Source organism: Streptomyces sp. NPDC012835 (genome assembly GCF_042900885.1).
Classification (GTDB): domain Bacteria; phylum Actinomycetota; class Actinomycetes; order Streptomycetales; family Streptomycetaceae; genus Streptomyces.
In genome coordinates this window covers 1,438,923-1,458,869 of sequence record NZ_JBIBBW010000001.1, presented here as the reverse complement: position 1 = coordinate 1,458,869, position 19,947 = coordinate 1,438,923, and the positions used below count along the sequence as shown (strand labels likewise).

At 71.6% G+C, this 19,947-nt stretch carries 21 protein-coding genes; 5 read left to right on the top strand and 16 right to left on the bottom strand.

Annotated features, from left to right (window positions below; translation table 11 throughout):
• Window positions 1-5 precede the first annotated feature (5 nt).
• The 8 genes from ACFY6S_RS06015 to ACFY6S_RS05980 all read right to left on the bottom strand — a co-directional run bounded on the left by ACFY6S_RS06015 (window position 6) and on the right by ACFY6S_RS05980 (window position 7,005).
• Window positions 6-1,121 (bottom strand): aliphatic sulfonate ABC transporter substrate-binding protein, encoded by a 1,116-nt coding sequence (locus tag ACFY6S_RS06015; RefSeq protein ID WP_388823320.1) that lies wholly within the window; start codon window positions 1,119-1,121, stop codon window positions 6-8.
• A 255-nt stretch (window positions 1,122-1,376) separates the two neighbouring features.
• A complete protein-coding gene (locus ACFY6S_RS06010) occupies window positions 1,377-2,735 on the bottom strand; it encodes a sulfate adenylyltransferase subunit 1 (RefSeq protein ID WP_388823318.1) in 1,359 nt (452 codons plus the stop codon).
• Window positions 2,736-2,737: 2 nt separating this feature from the next.
• Entirely contained in the window at window positions 2,738-3,676 is a 939-nt protein-coding gene (gene cysD / locus ACFY6S_RS06005) for a sulfate adenylyltransferase subunit CysD (RefSeq protein WP_388823316.1), read from the bottom strand.
• A complete protein-coding gene (cysC, locus tag ACFY6S_RS06000; RefSeq protein ID WP_388823314.1) occupies window positions 3,673-4,218 on the bottom strand; it encodes an adenylyl-sulfate kinase in 546 nt (181 codons plus the stop codon). The genes cysD and cysC overlap by 4 nt, the downstream gene beginning before the upstream one ends.
• Window positions 4,219-4,241: 23 nt before the next feature.
• Complete coding sequence (locus ACFY6S_RS05995) at window positions 4,242-4,940, bottom strand: phosphoadenylyl-sulfate reductase (protein ID WP_388823312.1); 699 nt, start codon at window positions 4,938-4,940, stop codon at window positions 4,242-4,244.
• Complete coding sequence (locus tag ACFY6S_RS05990) at window positions 4,937-5,113, bottom strand: hypothetical protein (protein WP_329062232.1); 177 nt, start codon at window positions 5,111-5,113, stop codon at window positions 4,937-4,939. Before ACFY6S_RS05990 ends, ACFY6S_RS05995 begins: the two co-directional genes overlap by 4 nt.
• Complete coding sequence (locus ACFY6S_RS05985) at window positions 5,110-6,807, bottom strand: nitrite/sulfite reductase (protein WP_388823310.1); 1,698 nt, start codon at window positions 6,805-6,807, stop codon at window positions 5,110-5,112. Before ACFY6S_RS05985 ends, ACFY6S_RS05990 begins: the two co-directional genes overlap by 4 nt.
• A 114-nt stretch (window positions 6,808-6,921) precedes the next feature.
• Window positions 6,922-7,005 carry a putative leader peptide gene (locus ACFY6S_RS05980; RefSeq protein ID WP_309471194.1) on the bottom strand — a complete coding sequence of 28 codons (84 nt, stop codon included), beginning with the start codon at window positions 7,003-7,005 and terminating at the stop codon, window positions 6,922-6,924.
• Between the two features lie 166 nt (window positions 7,006-7,171).
• Here ACFY6S_RS05980 and ACFY6S_RS05975 point away from each other — a divergent pair, with 166 nt between their 5' ends.
• Window positions 7,172-7,591, top strand: coding sequence for a VOC family protein (locus ACFY6S_RS05975; RefSeq protein WP_388823308.1), 420 nt, complete (start codon window positions 7,172-7,174; stop codon window positions 7,589-7,591).
• On the opposite strand, the gene ACFY6S_RS05970 is transcribed toward ACFY6S_RS05975, so the two are convergent.
• Both ACFY6S_RS05970 and ACFY6S_RS05965 read right to left on the bottom strand, forming a co-directional pair.
• The gene (locus ACFY6S_RS05970; RefSeq protein WP_388823872.1) at window positions 7,531-8,271 is read right to left on the bottom strand and encodes an AraC family transcriptional regulator; all 741 of its coding nucleotides are present in this window, start codon (window positions 8,269-8,271) and stop codon (window positions 7,531-7,533) included. The genes ACFY6S_RS05975 and ACFY6S_RS05970 overlap by 61 nt on opposite strands.
• A 37-nt stretch (window positions 8,272-8,308) precedes the next feature.
• Window positions 8,309-9,454 carry a YihY/virulence factor BrkB family protein gene (locus ACFY6S_RS05965; RefSeq protein WP_388823306.1) on the bottom strand — a complete coding sequence of 382 codons (1,146 nt, stop codon included), beginning with the start codon at window positions 9,452-9,454 and terminating at the stop codon, window positions 8,309-8,311.
• Between the two features lie 17 nt (window positions 9,455-9,471).
• On the opposite strand from ACFY6S_RS05965, the gene ACFY6S_RS05960 reads away from it, so the two are divergent.
• The 3 genes from ACFY6S_RS05960 (at window position 9,472) to ACFY6S_RS05950 (ending at window position 13,247) form a co-directional block, all read left to right on the top strand.
• Window positions 9,472-11,106, top strand: coding sequence for an acyl-CoA dehydrogenase family protein (locus ACFY6S_RS05960; RefSeq protein WP_388823304.1), 1,635 nt, complete (start codon window positions 9,472-9,474; stop codon window positions 11,104-11,106).
• A gap of 170 nt (window positions 11,107-11,276) precedes the next feature.
• Window positions 11,277-12,590 (top strand): GAF domain-containing protein, encoded by a 1,314-nt coding sequence (locus ACFY6S_RS05955; protein ID WP_388823302.1) that lies wholly within the window; start codon window positions 11,277-11,279, stop codon window positions 12,588-12,590.
• A 111-nt stretch (window positions 12,591-12,701) separates the two neighbouring features.
• The gene (locus ACFY6S_RS05950) at window positions 12,702-13,247 is read left to right on the top strand and encodes a GNAT family N-acetyltransferase (RefSeq protein WP_388823300.1); all 546 of its coding nucleotides are present in this window, start codon (window positions 12,702-12,704) and stop codon (window positions 13,245-13,247) included.
• A 32-nt stretch (window positions 13,248-13,279) separates the two neighbouring features.
• Here the strand turns inward: ACFY6S_RS05950 and ACFY6S_RS05945 are convergent, their stop codons facing one another.
• The 6 genes from ACFY6S_RS05945 to ACFY6S_RS05920 form a co-directional block, all read right to left on the bottom strand.
• Complete coding sequence (locus ACFY6S_RS05945) at window positions 13,280-14,461, bottom strand: methyltransferase domain-containing protein (RefSeq protein WP_388823298.1); 1,182 nt, start codon at window positions 14,459-14,461, stop codon at window positions 13,280-13,282.
• Complete coding sequence (gene tgmB, locus ACFY6S_RS05940; protein WP_388823296.1) at window positions 14,458-15,420, bottom strand: ATP-grasp ribosomal peptide maturase; 963 nt, start codon at window positions 15,418-15,420, stop codon at window positions 14,458-14,460. Before tgmB ends, ACFY6S_RS05945 begins: the two co-directional genes overlap by 4 nt.
• On the bottom strand, window positions 15,420-15,776 hold the full coding sequence (locus ACFY6S_RS05935) for a hypothetical protein (protein WP_388823294.1): 357 nt from the start codon (window positions 15,774-15,776) through the stop codon (window positions 15,420-15,422). Before ACFY6S_RS05935 ends, tgmB begins: the two co-directional genes overlap by 1 nt.
• Window positions 15,777-16,063: 287 nt before the next feature.
• Window positions 16,064-16,981, bottom strand: a complete 918-nt coding sequence (locus tag ACFY6S_RS05930; protein ID WP_388823292.1) for a S1 family peptidase — start codon at window positions 16,979-16,981, stop codon at window positions 16,064-16,066.
• Window positions 16,982-17,686: 705 nt separating this feature from the next.
• Complete coding sequence (locus ACFY6S_RS05925) at window positions 17,687-18,856, bottom strand: serine hydrolase domain-containing protein (RefSeq protein ID WP_388823290.1); 1,170 nt, start codon at window positions 18,854-18,856, stop codon at window positions 17,687-17,689.
• Window positions 18,857-19,030: 174 nt separating this feature from the next.
• Window positions 19,031-19,555, bottom strand: coding sequence for a CGNR zinc finger domain-containing protein (locus ACFY6S_RS05920; RefSeq protein WP_388823288.1), 525 nt, complete (start codon window positions 19,553-19,555; stop codon window positions 19,031-19,033).
• Window positions 19,556-19,617: 62 nt separating this feature from the next.
• Here ACFY6S_RS05920 and ACFY6S_RS05915 point away from each other — a divergent pair, with 62 nt between their 5' ends.
• The gene (locus tag ACFY6S_RS05915) at window positions 19,618-19,857 is read left to right on the top strand and encodes a hypothetical protein (RefSeq protein WP_388823286.1); all 240 of its coding nucleotides are present in this window, start codon (window positions 19,618-19,620) and stop codon (window positions 19,855-19,857) included.
• Window positions 19,858-19,947: the final 90 nt, after the last annotated feature.

Below are 19,947 nucleotides of genomic sequence, written 5' to 3'. Positions count from 1 at the left end.
CGGGGTTACTTGACGCCGAGACCGGCGTCGGCGACCTCGGGTTCTCCGGCGGCCTTGAGGACCTTGTTCAGGGGCTTCAGGTCGTAGATCCCGTCCAGGTCGGGCTTCTTCAGCAGCCCGGCCTTGACCGCGTGGTCGGCCTCCGACCGGAGCGTCGCCGCCAGCGGGTCGTCGGTGAACCGCAGCGACTTCCAGGCCGGGTCCAGCACCTCGGCGGGCAGCGCCTTGCCGGAGAGGGATTCAAGCGCCTTGTTGGCGGTCGCCTTCGCCTCGTCCTCGTGGGAGTTGATCCAGCTGTTCGCGCTCACCGAGCCGCGCAGGACGGCCTCGACGGCGGCCGGGTGCTCCTTGAGGAACTTCTGCGACACGATGATGTTCGTGATCACGAACTTCTCGTCGGGCCACAGCGTCGACTCGTCGAGGATCTCCTTGGCGCCCTCGGCGACCAGCTTGGACGCGGTCGGCTCCGGTACCCAGGCGCCGTCGATGGAGCCGGACTTGTAGGCGTCCGGGGTGATCTTGTTGTCCGTGCGGACGACCGAGACATCGCCCTTGCCGGACTGCGCGTCGACCTTCCAGCCCTTCTCCGCGATCCAGTTGAGGAACGCCACGTCCTGCGTGTTGCCCAGCTGCGGGGTGGCTATCCTCTTGCCCTTGACGTCGTCCAGGGTCTTGATCTTCGCCGGGTCGACCACCAGCTTCACCCCGCCCGAGGCGGCGCCGCCGATGATGCGCAGGCTCTTGCCGCCGGTCTGGGTGTAGCCGTTGATCGAGGGGGAGGGGCCGATGAAGCCGATGTCGATGCTGCCCGCGTTGAGCGCCTCGATCTCGGAGGGCCCCGCGTTGAAGGTCGAGGTCGCCACCTTGGTGCCGCCCAGTTCCTTCTGGAAGAGGCCCTTCTGCACGCCGACCAGAGCGGTGGCGTGGGTGAGGTTCGGGAAGTAGCCGATCTTGACGGTGTCGAGGCCGTCGACCTTCTTCGCGCCCGCCTCGACTCCGGTCGCGTCGTCGGAGGAGGTCTTCTCGGAGCCGTAGCCGCACGACGACAGGACGACGGCGAGGAGGGGCAACGCGGCGACGGCGGCCAGACGGCGGCGCGTGGTGGTGCGGGAGGCAGGCACGGGAGGGGTTCCTCTCGTTGGCCCGGTGCTCACGCCCTGGACGGATACGGGGGCGCGGCCGGGAAGGCGGCAGGTCTTCGGCGACAGGAGTGGTACGGGTGGCGCGTGGGGTGGGGGGTGCGGGCGCGCGAGCGGTGCGCGTACGTCATCGCGCACATCGCGCCACCCCGCCGGTTCCCGCGCCGAGGGCGCCGCTGCCCACCCGGCCGCCCTCCTTCGCGAACGTGGCGTACATGTCGTACGCGGCCGAGGTCATCAGAAGTCCCAGCCCTGGTCGTCGGCGGCCGGGGCGGCGGACTCGTCGGCGGCGGCGGGGGAGTCGGCGAAGGCCGCGCCCGCCATGCCGGCGGTCAGCGTCGTGCCGTCGGCGGGGTCGATGAGCAGGAAGGAACCGGTGCGGCGGGAGTCCGCGTAGGCGTCGAGCGCGAGCGGCTCCGCCGTACGGATCACCACGCGGCCGATGTCATTGGCGACGAGCGCCCCGGGCGCCGGGTGCTGGGACAGGTCGTCCAGGGTGAGCCGGGACGGGATGTCCTTGACGATCGCCTTGACCGTACGGGTGGTGTGCTTGAGCAGCACCCGCTGCCCCACGTTCAGCGGCTGGTCGGCGACGTGGCAGACGGTCGCCTCGATGTCCCGGGTCGTCGCGGGCGCGTCGCCGGAGGGCACGATCAGGTCGCCGCGCGAGATGTCGATGTCGTCGTCGAGGAGGAGCGTGACCGACTGCGGGGTCCAGGCCGCTTCGACGGCCCTGCCCAGCAGGTCGATCCCGGCGACCTTCGACGTACGGCCGGAGGGCAGTACGGTCACCTCCTCGCCGACGCGGAACGTACCGGCGGCGATCTGGCCCGCGTACCCCCGGTAGTCGGGGTGCTCGGCGCTCTGCGGCCGGATGACGTACTGCACGGGCAGCCGGGCGTGGCAGGTGGCCAGGTCGTGGCTGACCGGGACCGTCTCCAGGTGTTCGAGGACGGTGGGGCCGCCATACCAGTCCATGTGCGCGGAGGGCTCCACGACATTGTCCCCGGCGAGCGCGGAGATCGGGACGGCGGTGATCTCGGGGACGCCCAGGGTGGCCGCGTACGCGGTGAACTCCTCGGCGATGGCGGCGAACACCGGCTCCGCGTACCCCACCAGGTCCATCTTGTTCACGGCGAGGACGACATGCGGGACGCGCAGCAGGGCGGCGACGGCGGCATGGCGGCGGGTCTGTTCGACCACTCCGTTGCGGGCGTCCACGAGCACGACGGCCAGCTCCGCGGTGGACGCGCCCGTCACCATGTTGCGGGTGTACTGCACATGGCCCGGGGTGTCGGCGAGGATGAACCGCCGCCGGGGCGTGGCGAAGTAGCGGTAGGCGACGTCGATGGTGATGCCCTGCTCGCGCTCGGCCCGCAGCCCGTCCGTCAGCAGCGCCAGGTCGGGCGCCTCCTGACCGCGGCTCAGGGAGGCGCGTTCGACGGCTTCGAGCTGGTCGGTGAGGACCGACTTCGAGTCGTGCAGCAGCCGGCCCACCAGCGTGGACTTCCCGTCGTCCACCGAGCCGGCGGTGGCGAAGCGCAGCAGGGTGGGCGTGGCGAGGCGCGTGGCGTCGTCCGTGTGAGTGCTCGGCATGGCTAGAAGTACCCTTCGCGTTTGCGGTCTTCCATCGCGGCCTCGGACATCTTGTCGTCGGCGCGGGTCGCGCCGCGCTCGGTGAGCCGGGAGGCGGCGATCTCGGTGATCACCGCGTCGAGGGTGGTGGCGTCGGAGTCGACGGCCCCCGTGCAGGACATGTCGCCGACCGTGCGGTAGCGCACCAGGCGCGTCTCGACGCTCTCGCCCTCCTTGGGACCGCCCCAGTCCCCGGCGGTCAGCCACATGCCGCTGCGGCTGAACACCTCGCGCTCATGGGCGAAGTAGATCTCCGGCAGCTCGATGCCCTCACGGGCGATGTACTGCCACACGTCCAGCTCGGTCCAGTTGGAGAGCGGGAAGACCCGGACGTGCTCGCCGGGGGCGTGCCGGCCGTTGTAGAGCTGCCACAGTTCGGGGCGCTGGCGGCGCGGGTCCCACTGGGAGAACTCGTCCCGCAGTGAGAACACCCGCTCCTTGGCGCGCGCCTTCTCCTCGTCGCGCCGCCCGCCGCCGAAGACCGCGTCGAACCGCTCGGCCTGGATCTTCTCCGTCAGCGGCACGGTCTGGAGCGGGTTGCGCGTGCCGTCGGGCCGCTCGCGGAGCTTCCCGGCGTCGATGTACTCCTGTACGGAGGCGACGTGCAGCCGCAGTCCGTGCCGCTCCACCGTGCGGTCGCGGTACTCCAGCACCTCGGGGAAGTTGTGTCCGGTGTCGACGTGCAGCAGCGTGAACGGCACCGGCGCGGGCGCGAACGCCTTGAGCGCCAGATGCAGCATGACGATGGAGTCCTTGCCGCCGGAGAAGAGGATCACCGGCCGCTCGAACTCGCCCGCCACCTCGCGGAAGATGTGCACGGCCTCCGACTCCAGCGAGTCCAGGTGGCTCAGTGCGTACGGCGCGCTCGTGCCCTCGGTGACGGCGGCGACGGTGGTGGTCACGCGAGACCCCTCTCGGTGAGCAGCGCGTGAAGCGCGCCGGCGGACTCCTGCACGGACTGGGTGTGCGACTCGATCCGCAGATCGGGCCTCTCCGGCGCCTCGTAGGGGTCGTCGACCCCGGTCAGGCCGGTCAGTTCACCGGCCGCCTGCTTGGCGTACAGGCCCTTCACATCGCGTACCGAGCAGACGTCGACCGGGGTGGCGACATGGACTTCCAGATACCGGGTGGCGGCCTTCTCGTGGTGCGCGCGGACGGCTTCGCGGCTGTCCGCGTACGGGGCGATCACCGGCACCAGCGCCTTGACGCCGTTCGAGGCGAGCAGTTCGGCGACGAAGCCGATCCGGGTCACGTTGGTGAGCCGGTCCGCGCGGCTGAAGCCGAGGCCGGCGGAGAGGAACTCCCGGATCTCGTCGCCGTCGAGGACCTCGACGCGGTGGCCCTCGGTACGGAGCCGGTCGGCCAGCGCGTGCGCGATGGTCGTCTTGCCGGCGCTGGGCAGACCGGTGAGCCAGACGGTGGCACCCTGCTCCGCCACGTTCACGGATTCCTCCTGATGGTCCGTCATCAATGCAGCCCGCATTCCGTCTTGTTCCGACCGGCCCAGCGTCCGGCGCGCGCGTTCTCGCCCGCCAGGACCCGGCGGGTGCAGGGCGCGCACCCCACGGAGGCGTAACCGTCCGTCAGCAGCGGGTTGGTGAGCACGCCGTGCTCGGCGACATAGGCGTCCACGTCGTCCTGCGTCCAGCGGGCGATCGGCGAGACCTTGACCTTGCGCCGCTTCGCGTCCCAGCCGACCACCGGGGTGCCCGCCCGGGTCGGGGACTCGTCGCGGCGCAGCCCGGTGGCCCAGGCGTCGTAGCCGGTCAGTCCCGCTTCGAGGGGCTGGACCTTGCGCAGCGCGCAGCACAGGTCGGGGTCGCGGTCGTGCAGCCTCGGGCCGTGCTCGGCGTCCTGCTCCGCGACGGTGCGCGTCGGCGTCAGGGTGATGACGTTGACGTCCATGACGGCGTCCACGGCGTCGCGGGTGCCGAGGGTCTCGGGGAAGTGGTAGCCGGTGTCGAGGAAGACCACGTCGACGCCGGGGCGTACCCGGGAGGCGAGGTGGGCGACCACCGCGTCCTCCATCGAGGAGGTGACGCAGAACCTGGCGCCGAAGGTGTCCGTGGCCCAGGTGAGGATCTCCAGGGCCGTCGCGTCCTCCAGCTCGCGGCCGGCGCGCTCGGCGAGGGCCCTGGGATCGTCCGTCTCCGTCGGTGCCGTCATATCTCTTCCCCTCCGTCGCTCCGCTGGAGCCCCCGGGTCAGCAACCCGAGGAACTTCAACTGGAATGCGCGATTGCAGGCCGCGCATTCCCAGGCGCCGTGGCCCTGCTCGTTCGGACGCAGGTCCTCGTCGCCGCAGTACGGGCAGTAGAACGGTGCGGCGCGCTCGCTCATGACAGCGCCTCCTCGCTGGCCCGCGCCGCCCAGGTGGCGAAGCGCTCGCCGTCCTCGCGCTCCTTCTGGAAGCGGCCGAGCACCCGCTCGACGTAGTCGGGCAGTTCGTCGGAGGTGACCTTCAGCCCGCGTACCTTGCGGCCGAACCCGGCTTCGAGGCCGAGCGCGCCTCCCAGGTGCACCTGGAAGCCCTCGACCTGGTTGCCGTCCTTGTCCAGCATCAGCTGGCCCTTGAGACCGATGTCCGCCGTCTGGATGCGGGCGCAGGCGTTGGGGCAGCCGTTGAGGTTGATGGTGATCGGTTCGTCGAAGTCCGGGATGCGGCGCTCCAGTTCGTCGATCAGGGTGGCGCCACGCCGCTTGGTCTCCACGATGGCCAGCTTGCAGAACTCGATACCGGTGCAGGCCATGGTGCCGCGCCGGAACGGCGACGGGCTGACCCGCAGGTCCAGCGCTTCGAGACCGGCCACGAGCGAGTCGACCCGGTCCTCGGTCACATCGAGGACGATCATCTTCTGCTCTGCGGTGGTGCGCAGCCGTCCCGAGCCGTGCGCCTGCGCCAGCTCGGCGATCTTCGTCAGCGTGGTGCCGTTCACCCGGCCGACGCGCGGCGCGAAGCCGACGTAGTAGCGCCCGTCCCGCTGCCGGTGCACCCCGATGTGGTCGCGCCAGCGCTGGAGCGGCTGTTCGGGAGCGGGCCCGTCGATCAGCTTCCGCTCCAGGTACTCGTCCTCCAGGATCCGGCGGAACTTCTCCGCGCCCCAGTCGGCGAGCAGGAACTTCAGCCGCGCGCGGGTGCGCAGCCGGCGGAAGCCGTAGTCGCGGAAGATCGAGATGACCCCGGTGTACACGTCGGGGACCTCGTCGAGCGGGACCCAGGCGCCGAGCCGCTGGCCGATCTTGGGGTTGGTGGAGAGTCCGCCGCCCACCCACAGGTCGAAGCCGGGGCCGTGCTCGGGGTGGTCGACGCCCACGAACGCGATGTCGTTGATCTCGTGCGCCACGTCCAGCGAGGGCGATCCGGAGATCGCCGACTTGAACTTGCGCGGCAGGTTCGAGAAGTCCGGGTTGCCGACGATGCGGCGGTAGATCTCGTCGATGGCCGGGGTGCCGTCGATGATCTCGTCCTCGGCGATGCCCGCGACGGGCGAGCCCAGGATCACCCGGGGCGTGTCACCGCACGCCTCGGTCGTGGAGAGCCCCACCTCTTCGAGACGGCGCCAGATCTCCGGCACGTCCTCGATCCGGATCCAGTGGTACTGGATGTTCTGCCGGTCGGTGATGTCCGCCGTGCCGCGCGCGAACTCCTGCGAGATCTCGCCGACGACACGCAGCTGCTCGGTGGTCAGCCGCCCGCCGTCGATCCGTACCCGCAGCATGAAGTACTCGTCGTCCAGCTCCTCCGGCTCCAGGATCGCGGTCTTGCCGCCGTCGATCCCGGGCTTGCGCTGGGTGTACAGCCCCCACCAACGCATGCGGCCGCGCAGGTCGTTGGGGTCGATCGAGTCGAACCCCGCCTTGGAGTAGACCGTCTCGATCCGGGCCCGGACATTGAGGCCGTCGTCGTCCTTCTTGAACTGCTCGTTCCCGTTGAGCGGGGTGAAGTGACCCACGGCCCACTGGCCCTCACCGCGGTGACGGCTCACCTTGCGGCGGGGCGTGGGGGTGGACGGCGTTTCCGGGGTGGCGGCCATGACGGATACGTCCTTCGAGACATGCAGGAGGGCGGCTCTGAACCGCACACTCGCGCGAGGGCGCGGCGGTGCGCGGCAGGGACAGACGGGGGGATCGCGGGGGCGCTGGGACTCTCAGCCCGCCGGACAGATGGCGCTGGACATACGGCCGAGGTCGACGTGGCGCCGACTCACCAAGGCAATACCAGCTCTGGACATGACGGAAGCGTGTCACGCAGATCTCCGGGCAGTCCACTGCCTTCCAGAATATGGACGAAGTCGTCTCGGCGAGCGAGACACTGTGGTGTTCCTTACAGCGCTCCGAGGTTTGCGGGACGTCCGATTCCTTCAAGACCGGCTCCGGGGCCCGCACCACCGTCGAAGCATGATCACCACACCACCGACTCCCCCCGCCGCTCCCCGCTTCGACGCGCTCGGCGTGGTCGACTCCGACCCGGCCGCCTCGCTCGCCTTCTACCGGCGGCTGGGCCTGGCCGTCCCGGCGGAGGCGGACTCCGCGCCGCACGCCGAGGCGGTGCTCCCCGGCGGCCTGCGGATCCTGTTCGACACCGAGAAGACCGTACGGTCCTACGATCCCGGCTGGACCCGGCCGCAGGGCGGCGGCCGGGTCGGCCTCGCCTTCCGGTGCGGCGCCCCCGCCGAGGTCGACGCCACGTACGCCTCGCTGGTCGCCGCCGGATACCGGGGCGCCCTCGAACCGTGGGACGCCGTCTGGGGGCAGCGCTACGCGGTGGTGCTCGACCCGGACGGCTGCGAGGTCTCCCTCTTCGCCGGCGCCGGGTAACCGCCGAGCGTCAGCCCGGCCGGCTCACGGACCTCCCGGGCGGGATGCGCCTGGTCGGCGCGGCCCGCGCCGAGCGCGGCGTCGGCGTACGGCACACCGCGCCGTACGAGGGCCGGCGCCCGCTGGAGCCGCAGCACCCGGGCCGGCGTCTTCGGCCCGTAGCCGAAGGCGTCCAGGGCCCGGCGGTGCAGCCGGCGGGCGCTCAGGCCGACGGCGTCGGCGGTCGCCGCGACCGTACGGCCCGCCTCCAGCGCGCCGACCACGGGACGCGGCAGCCGATCGGGCGGGCCTGCCCCGGCCGCCGGCCCGAGGGCGACGGCCTCCGGGGCCGCCGCCGGGTCGGCGGCCCCGGTCGGCCGCGCGGTGAGCCGGCGCGCCTCGGCCGGGGACCACAGGTCGGCCGTCTCCACCCGCGGGTCGCGCGGTTCGCGCGCCGGGACGCCGAGCGGCGCGGGCGCGGTCCCGGGCGCAAAACGCACTCCCGCGCGGTACCGCGTGCTCGGCCCCTGGGGGACGTGCGCGCGGGTGTCGGCTCCGGCAACCAGCAGCCGGCCGCCGGTCCACAGCAGATCCATGCGGCCGTCGGGCAGCACCGGGTACGGGTCGGAGCGGTCCTCCCGCGTGCCGGTGCGGGTCCACACGACCGCGCCGTCCAGCCGTGACGCCCGCTCCTCGTACAGGCCCGCGGGCTACGCGCGGCGCGCCGGCGGCCGCTCGTCACGGTGCGTCGCGCTGATCACGGTGGTCGCGGCCGGTCAGGCGGGACTTCAGGTCGTCCGGCGGCAGGAACCGGGACCAGCGCTCGGGGAACTCCGAGGGCATGTCCGGGTCCGTGACGTCGTCGTCCTGCGGCCCGTCCGGGGCGTTCTCCGCGAAGGACGCCAGGGCCACCGTCTCCGCGGCCAGGGCCGCGCGCTGCCGGTCGTTGGCGGCGCGCGCCGCCGCCGTGGCGACCGACGGCCAGACCCGGTCGATGGCGGCGTTGACGGCGGCGCCCACCAGGACCGCGAAGGCGGAGACGCCTATCCACAGCAGCACCGCGATGGGCGCGGCGAGGGAGCCGTAGATGGTGGGGCCCTCGACGGTGCTGGTCAGGTAGATCCGCAGCAGGAAGCTGCCGAGCACCCACATGGCCAGGGCCACCAGCGCGCCGGGCACGTCCTCCACCCAGGCCGAGCGGGCCGGTACGGACACGTGGTAGAGCGTGGTGAGGAAGGCGATGGACAGCAGGATCACCACCGGCCAGTACAGGACGCTGACGACCTCCGTGCCCCACGGGATCAGCTCCACGACCCGGTCGGGGCCGACCACCGCCAGGGGCAGGACGACCGCGCCGATCAGGAGCGCCACGATGTAGAGGAGAAAGGCGAGGAGCCGGGTGGCGACGATGCCGCGCCGCCCGTCGAGCCCGTACATCACCGTGATGGTGTCGACGAAGACGTTGACCGCCCGGGAGCCCGACCACAGGGCGATCGCGAAGCCGAGCGAGATCACGTCGGGCCGCCCGCCCTCGGTGATGTCGTCCAGCAGCGGTTTGGCGATCTGGTTGACGCCCCGGTCGGAGAGCACCGTGCCGACGGCCGCGAGGATGTTCCTCTCGAACGAGGCGACGGTGGCGGTGCTGGTCCAGTCGTCCACGTATCCGAGCAGGCCGATCAGCCCGAGGAGCAGCGGCGGGAGCGAGAGCAGAGTGAAGAACGCCGCCTCGGCCGCCAGTCCCAGGATGCGGTACTCGACACACGAGTTGACCGTGTCCTTGAGCAGCAGCCAGGCCAGCTTCCGTTTCGAGACGTTGCGGTAGAGCGCTTGGGCCCGGTGGAGTCGACCCGCTGGTCGCTCGGGTGTTTCTTTTGCTGCCTGCACCTCCTTACCGTATCGGCATGGCAGCGAGCACCCACACAGTGACCAACCAGGTACCTCCGCTGGTCGGATACGACGTTTTCGCCACGGACCGGGCCCTCGCCGAGGGCGTGGAGCGGCACGGAACGCCCGAGCTGCTCGACGCGACCCGGGCGGAGCTGACCGGACTCGGCCTCGCCGCGGGATCCGCCGAGGTCCAGGAGTGGGGCCGGCGGGCGAACGACCACCCGCCGGCCCTGCGCACCCACGACCGCTACGGGAACCGTATCGACGAGGTCGAGTTCCATCCCGACTGGCACCGGCTGCTCGACCGGGCCGTCGGAGCCGGGCTGACGGACGCCTGGGGCAGGCCCGACGGCCATCTGCGGCGCGCCGCGGGGTTCTTCGTGTGGACGCAGGCGGAGGCAGGGAACGGCTGTCCGCTGTCGATGACGCACGCCGCGGTGCCGGCGCTGCGCGCCGATCCGGCGCTGGCGGCCGAGTGGGAACCGCGACTGACCTCCCACCGGTACGAGCCGGGGCTGCGGCCGGCGGCCGGGAAGGCCGGCGCGCTGTTCGGGATGGGCATGACGGAGAAGCAGGGCGGCAGCGACGTACGCGCCAACACGACGGCCGCCAGGGCGCTGGACGCGGCGGGCGAGTATCTGCTGACCGGGCACAAGTGGTTCTGTTCCGCGCCGATGTGCGACGGCTTCCTGGTGCTGGCCCAGGCTCCGGGCGGTCTGACGTGCTTCCTGGTACCGCGCGTGCTGGCGGACGGGACACGCAACGTCTTCCGCGTCCAGCGGCTCAAGGACAAGCTGGGCAACCGCTCCAACGCGTCCGCCGAGGTCGAGTTCGAGGACACCTGGGCGCGCCGGGTCGGCGAGGAGGGGCGCGGGGTGCGGACCATCATCGAGATGGTGGCCGCGACCCGGCTCGACTGCGTGCTGGGGTCGGCCGCCCTGATGCGCCAGTCGGTGGCGCAGGCGGTGCACCACGCCACGTACCGGAGCGCGTTCGGCGGGGAGCTGATCGACAAGCCGCTGATGCGCAACGTCCTGGCGGATCTGGCGCTGGAGTCGGAGGCGGCGACGACGCTGGGGCTGCGGCTCGCGGCGGCCTACGACGCGGACACGGAACGGGACCGGGCGTTTCTGCGGCTCGCGGTGCCCGCCGCCAAGTACTGGGTGACCAAGCGGTGCACGCCGGTGGCGGCCGAGGCCCTGGAGTGCCTGGGCGGCAACGGCTACGTGGAGGAGTCCGGCATGCCGAGGCTGCTGCGCGAGTCGCCGCTCAACTCGATCTGGGAGGGCTCGGGCAATGTGCAGGCCCTGGACGTCCTGCGGGCGCTCCAGCGGGAGCCGGCGGGGCTCGACGCCTTCCTCCGGGAGGTGGGCGAGGCACGCGGCGCCGATCACCGGCTGGACGGCGCGATCAAGGGGCTGCTGACCGAGCTGGCCGATCTGAGCGGTATCGAGGCGCGGGCCCGGCGGCTGGTGGAGCGGATCGCGCTGGTGCTCCAGGGGTCGCTGCTGGTGCGGTGGGCGCCACCGGAGGTGGCGGACGCGTTCTGCGCGTCGCGGCTCGGCCGGGACTGGGGGACGGCCTTCGGAACACTGCCCCATACGCTCGACCTGGCGTCGGTCGTGGACCGGGCGCGGCCCGTCGGCTGAGCCGCTGCCGCTGCCGTGTCGGGGGCCGGAGGTGGCCAGGGGTGGTGCCGCGCCGACACGGCACCACCCCTGACCGGCAGTCACTTTTGTGGACGGGACCGGGGTTTACCAGAGTTGCAGGCCGTTGCAGAAGAATCGTTACCGCACCGCTGGTTCGCAGGGGAACACCGATGAAGGACACACCGCTGAAGAATCCTCCGCTCGACCTGACCAGGCTCATGGCCATGGACCAGGCGCAGGCCGGCCGGCTGCTCCACCAGGTGCGCAGCGCCGCTCTCGCGGGCGAGCGCCCACCGGTGGAGCCCCGGCCGCTGATCGACGCGTCCTGGCGGCGCGGGCTGCGCCTGGGGCTCGATCCCGAGCTGCCGACCGGCGGCGACACGGTGCTGGAGCAGGACGAGCTGGAGCACCACCGCCGTACCGCCTCGATCGGTGAGGCGCTGACCACGATCAACCAGTCCCTCGGCGGAATCCTCGACACCTCGCTCCAGATCATGGTGGTCAGCGACGGCGAGGGCCGGGTGCTGTGGCGCGAGGGCAACCTCGGCGTGCTGCGCCGGGCGAGCGGCATCCGGCTCGAAGAGGGCACCTCCTGGTCGGAGCAGGCCACCGGGACCAACGCCATCGGTACGGCGCTGGCGGTGCGCAGGCCGGTGCGGGTCCACTCCGCCGAGCACTTCGCGCACGCGCTGCGCTCCTGGACCTGCGCTGCGGCCCCCGTCCACGATCCGCGCGACGGCCGGCTGCTGGGCGTGATCGATGTGAGCGGGCCCGCGCGCGGCTTCCATCCGACGACCCTGGCGCTGGTCAGCTCGGTGGCCAGGATCGCCGAGAGCGAGATGCGCGAACGGCACGTGCGGGCCCTGGACCGGCTCCGCTCGGTGGCCTCGCCGATCATGTGCCGACTGGGCGGGCGGGCGCTCGCCGTCGACCCGCACGGCTGGACGGCGGCGGTCACGGGGATGGCGCCCGTGGACCGGCTGCCGCTGCCGAAGTCGTTCCGGGCGGGCCGGGTCTGGCAGCCGTCGCTGGGCATGTGCACGGTCGAGCCGCTGCCCGGCGGCTGGCTGATACAGGTGCACGACGATCCGGGGCAGCGGCCGAGCGAGACCGTGAGCCGGGTCGTACTGGACCTCAGCCGGCCCCGGCGCTGGTCGGTGGCCGTGTCCGGTTCGGCGGGCAGCTGGACACAGGAGCTGACCCCGCGCCACGCCGAGCTGCTCTACGTCCTGGCCGTGCACCGGGACGGCCGCAGCGCGGCGCAGCTGGCCGCCGACGTGTTCGGCGACCCGACCCGCACGGTGACCGTGCGGGCCGAGATGTCACGGGTGCGGCGCCATCTGTCGGGGGTGCTGGCGCACCGTCCCTACCGCTTCAGCGAGGAGGTCGAGGTGGAGGTGATCGGCCCGGACGACCCGGAGCTGCTGCTGCCGCACTCGACGGCCCCCGCGGTACGGGGCACCCGGCCCCCGCCGTACCCGTGACCGGCGCGGACCGCGCGGGCCGGCGGGCGACGGCCGCCGGGCCCGTGGAACGCCGGGGTCCGCTCCCTACCGGCTTGGAGCGCGGACCGGACACGTGTTCTCCTGAGCCGCATGAGCATCACCGTGACCACATGGTCCCTGGAGCAGACCTCCGCCGCCGATCTGCGCCCCGCCGCCGCGGCGCCGGACGAGGTGCGGATCGTACGGGCCGAGGTGCCCTCGCCCGAGTTCAGCCGGTTCCTCTACACGTCGGTGGGCGCCGACGTGAGCTGGACGGACCGCAACCCGATGACGCGGGAGCAGTGGCGCGAGATGCTGGAGCGGCCCGGCGTCGAGACCTGGGTGGCGTACGAGAAGGGCACGCCGGCCGGATATCTGGAGCTGGCGGCGCAGCCGGGCGCCACGGTCGAGATCGTCTACTTCGGCCTGCTGCCGGCCTTCCGCGGCCGGCGTATCGGCGGTCATCTGCTCTCGTACGGCACGGCCCGCGCCTGGGACCTGGCCGAACGCTGGCCGGACCTGACCCCGACCAAGCGCGTCTGGCTGCACACCTGCTCCCAGGACGGCCCGCACGCCATGGACAACTATCTGCGCCGGGGCTTCCGTCTCTTCGACACAAAGACGCAGGACGAGCCGGGACCGGCCCCGACCGCCTGAGCCGCGGGCGCGGCGGGACTTCGCACCACGCCCTAGAGGTCCCAGTCCCAGGTCCGCCCGTCCGGTGCCGCGTAGCTGACGGTCTGCTTGTCCGGCGTGGCGTTGACGGTGAACCACTCCCGTCGTGGGCGGTGCAGGGTGAGCCACCGCTCATGTGCCTCCTCCAGCGGTTTCCACAGATCCCGCCCGCCGGAAGTGACAACCGTCGCGCCGGCTTCCGACGCACGGTCCGCGATACGCGCGTACGAATCGTCCATGGGGTCGTAGAGCGTGGTCACATGCGCGCCGTCCGGTCCGCGGTGGTAGTCGCGAACCGTGCCCGCCGGCATGTGCAGTTGGGCGAAGAACGAGAACGTCCAGTCGTCCAGGACGCTTCCCGACACCTTCGATGCGCGCTGCCGGCCGCCCGCCACGGACTCCGGGATCTTCGGGGTTCGCCGCGAGCCGCTGAGCAACGGCATGAACGCGGCCGGTGTGTGCAGGATCCGGCCGACGGCGGTACCGTCGGGGAGTTTCTGAAGCCGGGCGAGCGCGCCCCCGGCAAGGACGCCCTTGAGCGGGACGACCAGCAGCCCGCCCGGCACGCACTGATCGAACCACGCCGCCGGGATCCGTCGTACCGAGCAGGTCGCGATGACGCGATCGAACCGAGCTTCCCCCGGGGCCCCTTCCGCTCCGTCCGCGCACCTGACCGTGGGGGCCGGGCCGCATGCGCGGAGGCGGGCTTCGGCGGTGGTGGTGAGCCGTTCCGACGAGTCCACCGTGGTGACCGAATCCGCTCCGGCCAGCCAGCAGAGCAGCGCCGCGTTGTAGCCGGTCCCTGTGCCGATCTCCAGCACCCGCGTACCGCGCCGCACGTCCAGGGCGTCGAGCATGTCGGCCATGAGGCTCGGCGCCGTTGACGACGAGGTGGGCACCCCGGTGATGCTGCGGGGCCCCGCGTCCTCCGCGTGCACACGGTCCACCTCCGTGATGAGCGAGTCGTCGCTGTACACCTGTGCCAGCCAGGCGTCGGCGTCCGCATCCGTACGGCCCCACGGTGTGAACCGGTCCCCGTCCCTGCGATAGAACACCGGGACGAACGGCTCTCGCGGCACATTCAGAAAAGCCTCGGCCAGTCGGGCCGACAGAACCACACTGCCCCGCTCCATGCTCCGCACGAGGCCGATGCGCGCTGCCAGGGTGCGCCGCCGGTCATCCGGAAGACGTGTCACGCCCTGCCCTCCAAATAATCTGCGATTGCGGCTGTGATGGGAACACCGGTCGCCACTTCGATGAATCCGTACTGGCCGGACGGATTCACTTCCAGGAATATCCATTCGCCCTCCGGTGTCACCACGAAATCGAATGCACCGTAGGGCAGACCGAGTTGGTTCAGCATCTGCGACACCCCGTCCACCACATTGGCCGGGGGGTCGCACTTCCTGTACGTGTGACTTCCGTAGTCGCTGCGCCAGTCCAGATGGCCTCGTTCCGAGCTCACATGGATCTCGACCGCGAAAAACCGCTCTCCCACCACGGTCAGACGGATCTCATGTGCCTTCGGCACCCATTCCTGGAAGAGGTGTGCCGTCGTGGCGATATCGGAATGCGGCAGATCCTGCGGCTCGACCGGACTGGTGTACACGACAGCCGGCTTCCCGCTCACCGAACCCCGTACGGGATGGAACGGCTTGTACACCACGCGGCCCGTGTCGTCGGCGAAGCGTTTCGCGGTGTTCGGATCGTTCGTGATGAGCGTTCGAGGCACCTTGAGCCCCGACTCGGCCGCGACTCTGAGCTGAAGTGGCTTGTACTCGGCATCCGCCGCGCGTCCGGGCGGGGACAGCCATCGGCACGGAAGCGCGGCCAGGAGTCCGCCGAAACCCAGGCGCGCCTCCCTCTCAGCGACCTTCCGGGCATCCGCCGGCATGTTCTCCGGAGGCTGCGGACGCGTGGGTCGACGGCAGTAGACAGAGCGGACGCTCTCCAGCCGGAGAGTCCTGCGACCGTTGTCGAGCGTGCCGCACCAGCCGTCCCCGGTGAGATCGGCAGACAGCACCAGCCCCACCGGGAATTCCGAGACGTCGGCCCGGAACACGGGCACGGCACGCCGGTTCAGCTCCTCGATCGCCAGGTCCACGGTCGGATCGAAGCGTCCGGCCAGGACGAGAACTGTTCCGGCGTCGGGCATCAATCGTCACTCGCTCCCGGATCGTCCTTCGCGTCTGTCCGTTCGGGCGTGGATGCCGTGGCTTCAGTCGTGTAGTAGGTCATCGGCGGGTTCTTCGTCATGAAGACCCCCGGCGGCAGATCGCCGTAGGTGCTGGTCTGGGTCTCTTCGTCGTACTCGATGTCGTCAGGCAGCACGCCACCCGAGCCGATCACGGTGATGGTGAGGAACCGGAAGGCGAACGGCGCCGGCCCACCCGTCCCGGACAGGTCCGGCAGAACCTGGGACGTGTCCTGTTCCAGCGGAAACCGGCTCTCCGGCCGCTGCCAGGGCGCGGCAACCGCGGCGCCGTCCCCGAACGTGGTCGCTGTGGGCATGGATCCCCCTCTTTTTCTCCCGATTCACTTGCCTTTGAGCGGTCCCACCGATCCTTTCCCCTGTCCACGGGCAGATTCAACACTCGGTCGGGATTCAGGCTTCCGAGTGCTCCAACGCGCCCCTGGCATCACGGAGGCGCGCGCCGGTCGTCCGGAGTCCGTACCGCGATGGACGGGGGCCGCTTCAGCGCCATGCTGCCCGCTGAGGCCGGGCGGGCCCGGGGGCGTACGACGGCGGGCCGCGCACCAGGGAGGTGTGCGGCCCGCCGGTGGGGCGTGGAGCGAGGTCAGGCCAGGCTGACGCCGTACGCGTTCATCGCCTCGACGACCGGCTGGAAGAACGTGGTGCCGCCGGAGGTGCAGTTGCCGCTGCCGCCCGAGGTCAGGCCGTACGCGACGGTGCCGTTGAACAGCGAGCCGCCGCTGTCACCGGGCTCGGCGCAGACGTTGGTCTGGATCAGGCCGCTGACGACGTTGCCGCTGCCGTAGTTCACGGTGGCGTTGAGGCCCGTGACCGTGCCGTTGTGGACGCCGGTGGTCGAGCCGCTGCGCCGGACCGTCTGGCCGACGCTGGGGTTGGCGGCCGAGGTGATGGTCTGGTACGAGCCGTTGTACAGGTAGACGCGGCCCTCGGCGTTGGCCGCGCTGTTGTGCCGGATCAGGCCGTAGTCGTTGCCCGGGAAGCTGGAGCCGGCGCGGGAGCCGAGCAGGGCGGTGTTCGCCGAGTTGGTGTACCAGGTGGCGCCCGCGTTGGTGCAGTGCCCGGCGGTCAGCGCGTAGTACGTGGAGCCGCTGCGCACGTTGAAGCCGAGGGAACAGCGGCTGCCGCCGGTGTAGATGGCCTGGCCGCCCGCGATCAGCTCACGGAAGCGGCCCTCGGTGTGCTTGATCGTCAGGCCGGCCTCGGTGTCGGCCACCGCCTTCTTGATCGTGGCGATCTCGGAGTCGGAGACCGTGCTGTCGACGGTGACGACGACCTTGCCGGTGGCCTTGTCCGTGTACCAGGCCGTGCCGGCGATGTCCGCGTCCTGGACGGCCGCGTCGGCCGTCGCCAGGGCCGCGGCGGAGGGGAGCGGAGCCGGTGCCGGCTGGGCGACGGCGCTGGGGGCCGCAAGCGCGACAGCGGTGACCAGACCGGAGGTGACGGCGAGGAGCCGGACACGTCTGGACACCGAGCCGAGGGGGGAGAAGCGCTTGAAGGTCACAACATCCTCCATAGGTGGGGGCAACGCGCGGCCCGTTGGGTGAGCGGACCGCCGGGGTGCGACCGTCCGCGGCCATGTGGTTTTGACCGTGAACCTGACAATCGCATGACTGAATCGTTAACTTCGTTTGACCTTCGGGCAAGGCTTACTTCTGGACCGGTCTTCCCGCGCGGTCCGTACGAGCCTGGTTCCAGGGTGAATTGACGCCGGGAACCGCCGGACGGCCCGGGTGTGTCGGCTCCCCGGGTGGCCAGGCGGGCAGGATCCGCGTGACCTCCGGGGGTGGCAAGGGGTGAGGTGACGGCCCGTCAGGATGGGCGCGGAGCATGGGAATCGCCCGCTGACGCCATCCGGTCACCTTTCGGTGTGCCGTGCACCCGTATGCGCCACGGTGCGTGCTGGGTGTATGACGCAGTGAGTTCGATATCCGGTGAGGGGCGGGGCGGAGCGCCCCGGTCTACGCGCGACACTCGTCCGCTTGTGAGAGGTAACCCCGAAATGCACTCGTGTTGATCATGGCTGAAAATAACCGGAACGAGACGGAGGAGGGCACGTAATGAGGCCGTGCCGCCCCGGATTCGACCGGAGAGACGGTCTTGCCCGGCCCGCGCCAGGTGTGCTGAGGGGGCGTGGCGGGACCGGCGCGCGCCGGTCGGGGTGCGGTGGGGCGCGGTACCGCAGCCGACGCGCGCCGGTTCGGGGCCGCTACAGGGCGCCGTACACCGCGTCGATCAGTGCCATCCGGCGCGGGTCGTCGGCGACCCTCGACCCCATCCGGTTCATGACGTACCCGAGGCTGACCCCCGCGTCCGGGTCGGCCAGTCCGCAGGAGCCTCCGGCGCCCTCGTGCCCGAACGCCCTGGGGTTGGGACCGTACGAGCGGTTCTCGCCGCTGAGCCAGAGCCCGAGGCCCGCCTCCGTCTCGTGCGCGAAGGCCGGGCCCAGCACCAGGTCCCGGCCGCGGCCCTGGCCCTCCCGTACCCGCTCCACGGTCCCGGCGGACAGTACGCGGTGGTCGCCGTACCGGCCGCGCCCGGCGAAGATCCCGTACAGCGCGGCGACCGCGCGGGCCGTGCCGTGGCCGTTCGCGGCCGGTATCTCGGCGGCCCGCCACGCGGCGCTGTTGGCGACCTCGGTGCCGATCGCCGGATTGGTCATGGCCGCCAGCGCCACCGGGGGCAGACCGGCGAGCAGGGCGGCCGCCTCCTCGGCGGTGAGCGGGGTGGCGGCCGGCACCAGCTCGGCGGCGCGGTGGGCCTCCTTCTCCGGCAGCCCCATGGTGAAGTCGATGGCGAGCGGCTCCGTCACCTCCCGGCGCAGAAACGCGCCCGGCAGCAGACCGGTGATACGCCGCACCACCTCACCGACCAGGAAGCCGTAGGTCATCGCGTGGTAGCCGGACCGGGTGCCGGGCTCCCACCAGGGCTCCATGGCGGCGAGCCGCGCGGTGGTCAGCTCCCAGTCGTAGAGCTGCTCGACCGTGTGCGGCTCACGGAGCCCGGCGAGCCCCGCGCGGTGCGCGAGTAACTCCCGCACCCGCACGCCCGCCTTGCCGGCCGCCGAGAACTCCGGCCAGTACTCCGCCACCGGGGCGTCCGGGTCGAGGAGCCCGCGGTCGATCAGCAGATGGGCGCACAGGGCCGTCGCCCCCTTGGTCGTGGACCACACGTTGACCACCGTGTCCCGCTCCCACGGTCTGGTGCGCGCGCCGTCGGCCCAGCCGCCCCACAGGTCCACCACGGTCTCGCCGCCGACGATCACGGTGACGGCGGCGCCGAGTTCGTCGTGCTCGTGGAAGTTGCGCTCGAAGGTGTCGCGTACGGCGGAGAACCGTTCGGCGCACTCCCCCTCGATCCGCGGTACCAGCTGTGTCATGGAACCCTCCCTCGCCCCGGGCGGCCCCCGGTGGGGCCGCTGAGATCCGGCTCCCGGGCAACGTACCGACTGGTCGGAGGGGTGCGGAAGGGGACGACGGGGCCGCTCCGCGCGGCGGCGCGGGCGCTTCGGCGGCGGGTGCGCGGCGACGGCCGTTCGGCGTGACGCGCCTCCTCAGTCCCGGGAGGCACGCCGCCGGTGGCGGGTGACGGCGTCGTTGTTGGCGCACCGCACCGAGCAGTAGACACGCTTCCCGTTGCGCGACGTGTCGACGAAGGCCAGGGCGCACGCGGCCCGGGCGCACCGGCCGAGCCGGGTGTGGCTGGCGAAACAGACGACATACGCGAGTGCGGTCGCCGAGGCGGCGCGGATGTGCGCGACCGCGCCCAGCGCGGGGTCCGCGTAGTGCAGATGCGGGCCGTGGCCGTCGTGCGTGGTGATGTACGGGCGGCTGGCGGCGTCGGCCAGCAGGCCGTTGACCCGGTCGCGGCGCTCCTCCAGCCCCTGCGGGCCGAAGCACGGGGCCAGCCGGCGGCTCCAGACCTCGACGGCGGCGGCCTCGGACGCGGACAGCGAATGCCGGACGATCCCGCGTGCGATCAGCATCGGCTCCAGCCCCTCCGGGGTGAACGGCGCGGACGCGTTCGCCAGATCGGCGGCGAGCAGCGCGGCCTCGCCGCCGTAGTGATTGAAGCGCATGGGCGCCAACGTATCGAATGTAATGGTTGAACGTCTCTAGGTAATGACGTCACTCTGATGGCATGCGTAGATGCGGCGGGGACGGATGTGCGAGCGACGACCGGTGCGCGGTGTGCGACAGGGTCGGGGCGGCCGACGAGTCCAGCTGGTCCCTGCTGTCCTGTCACACGACATCCGAGGGGACGGTGGAGTACTGCGTCTGCCGCTGCGGCACGGTGGTCGTCCTGACCGACGGCCGGATCACCAAGATCTTCGGCGCGGGGAACCGGCACGCGGCAGGGAGCGGTGTGGCGACGGGGTGACACATCCGGTGCGGGGCCCGTACGGGGGTATCCGTAACCGGAAGCGGCACGGCCGACCCGGCGTGCGGAGCCGCCCGAGCACCAAGGAGG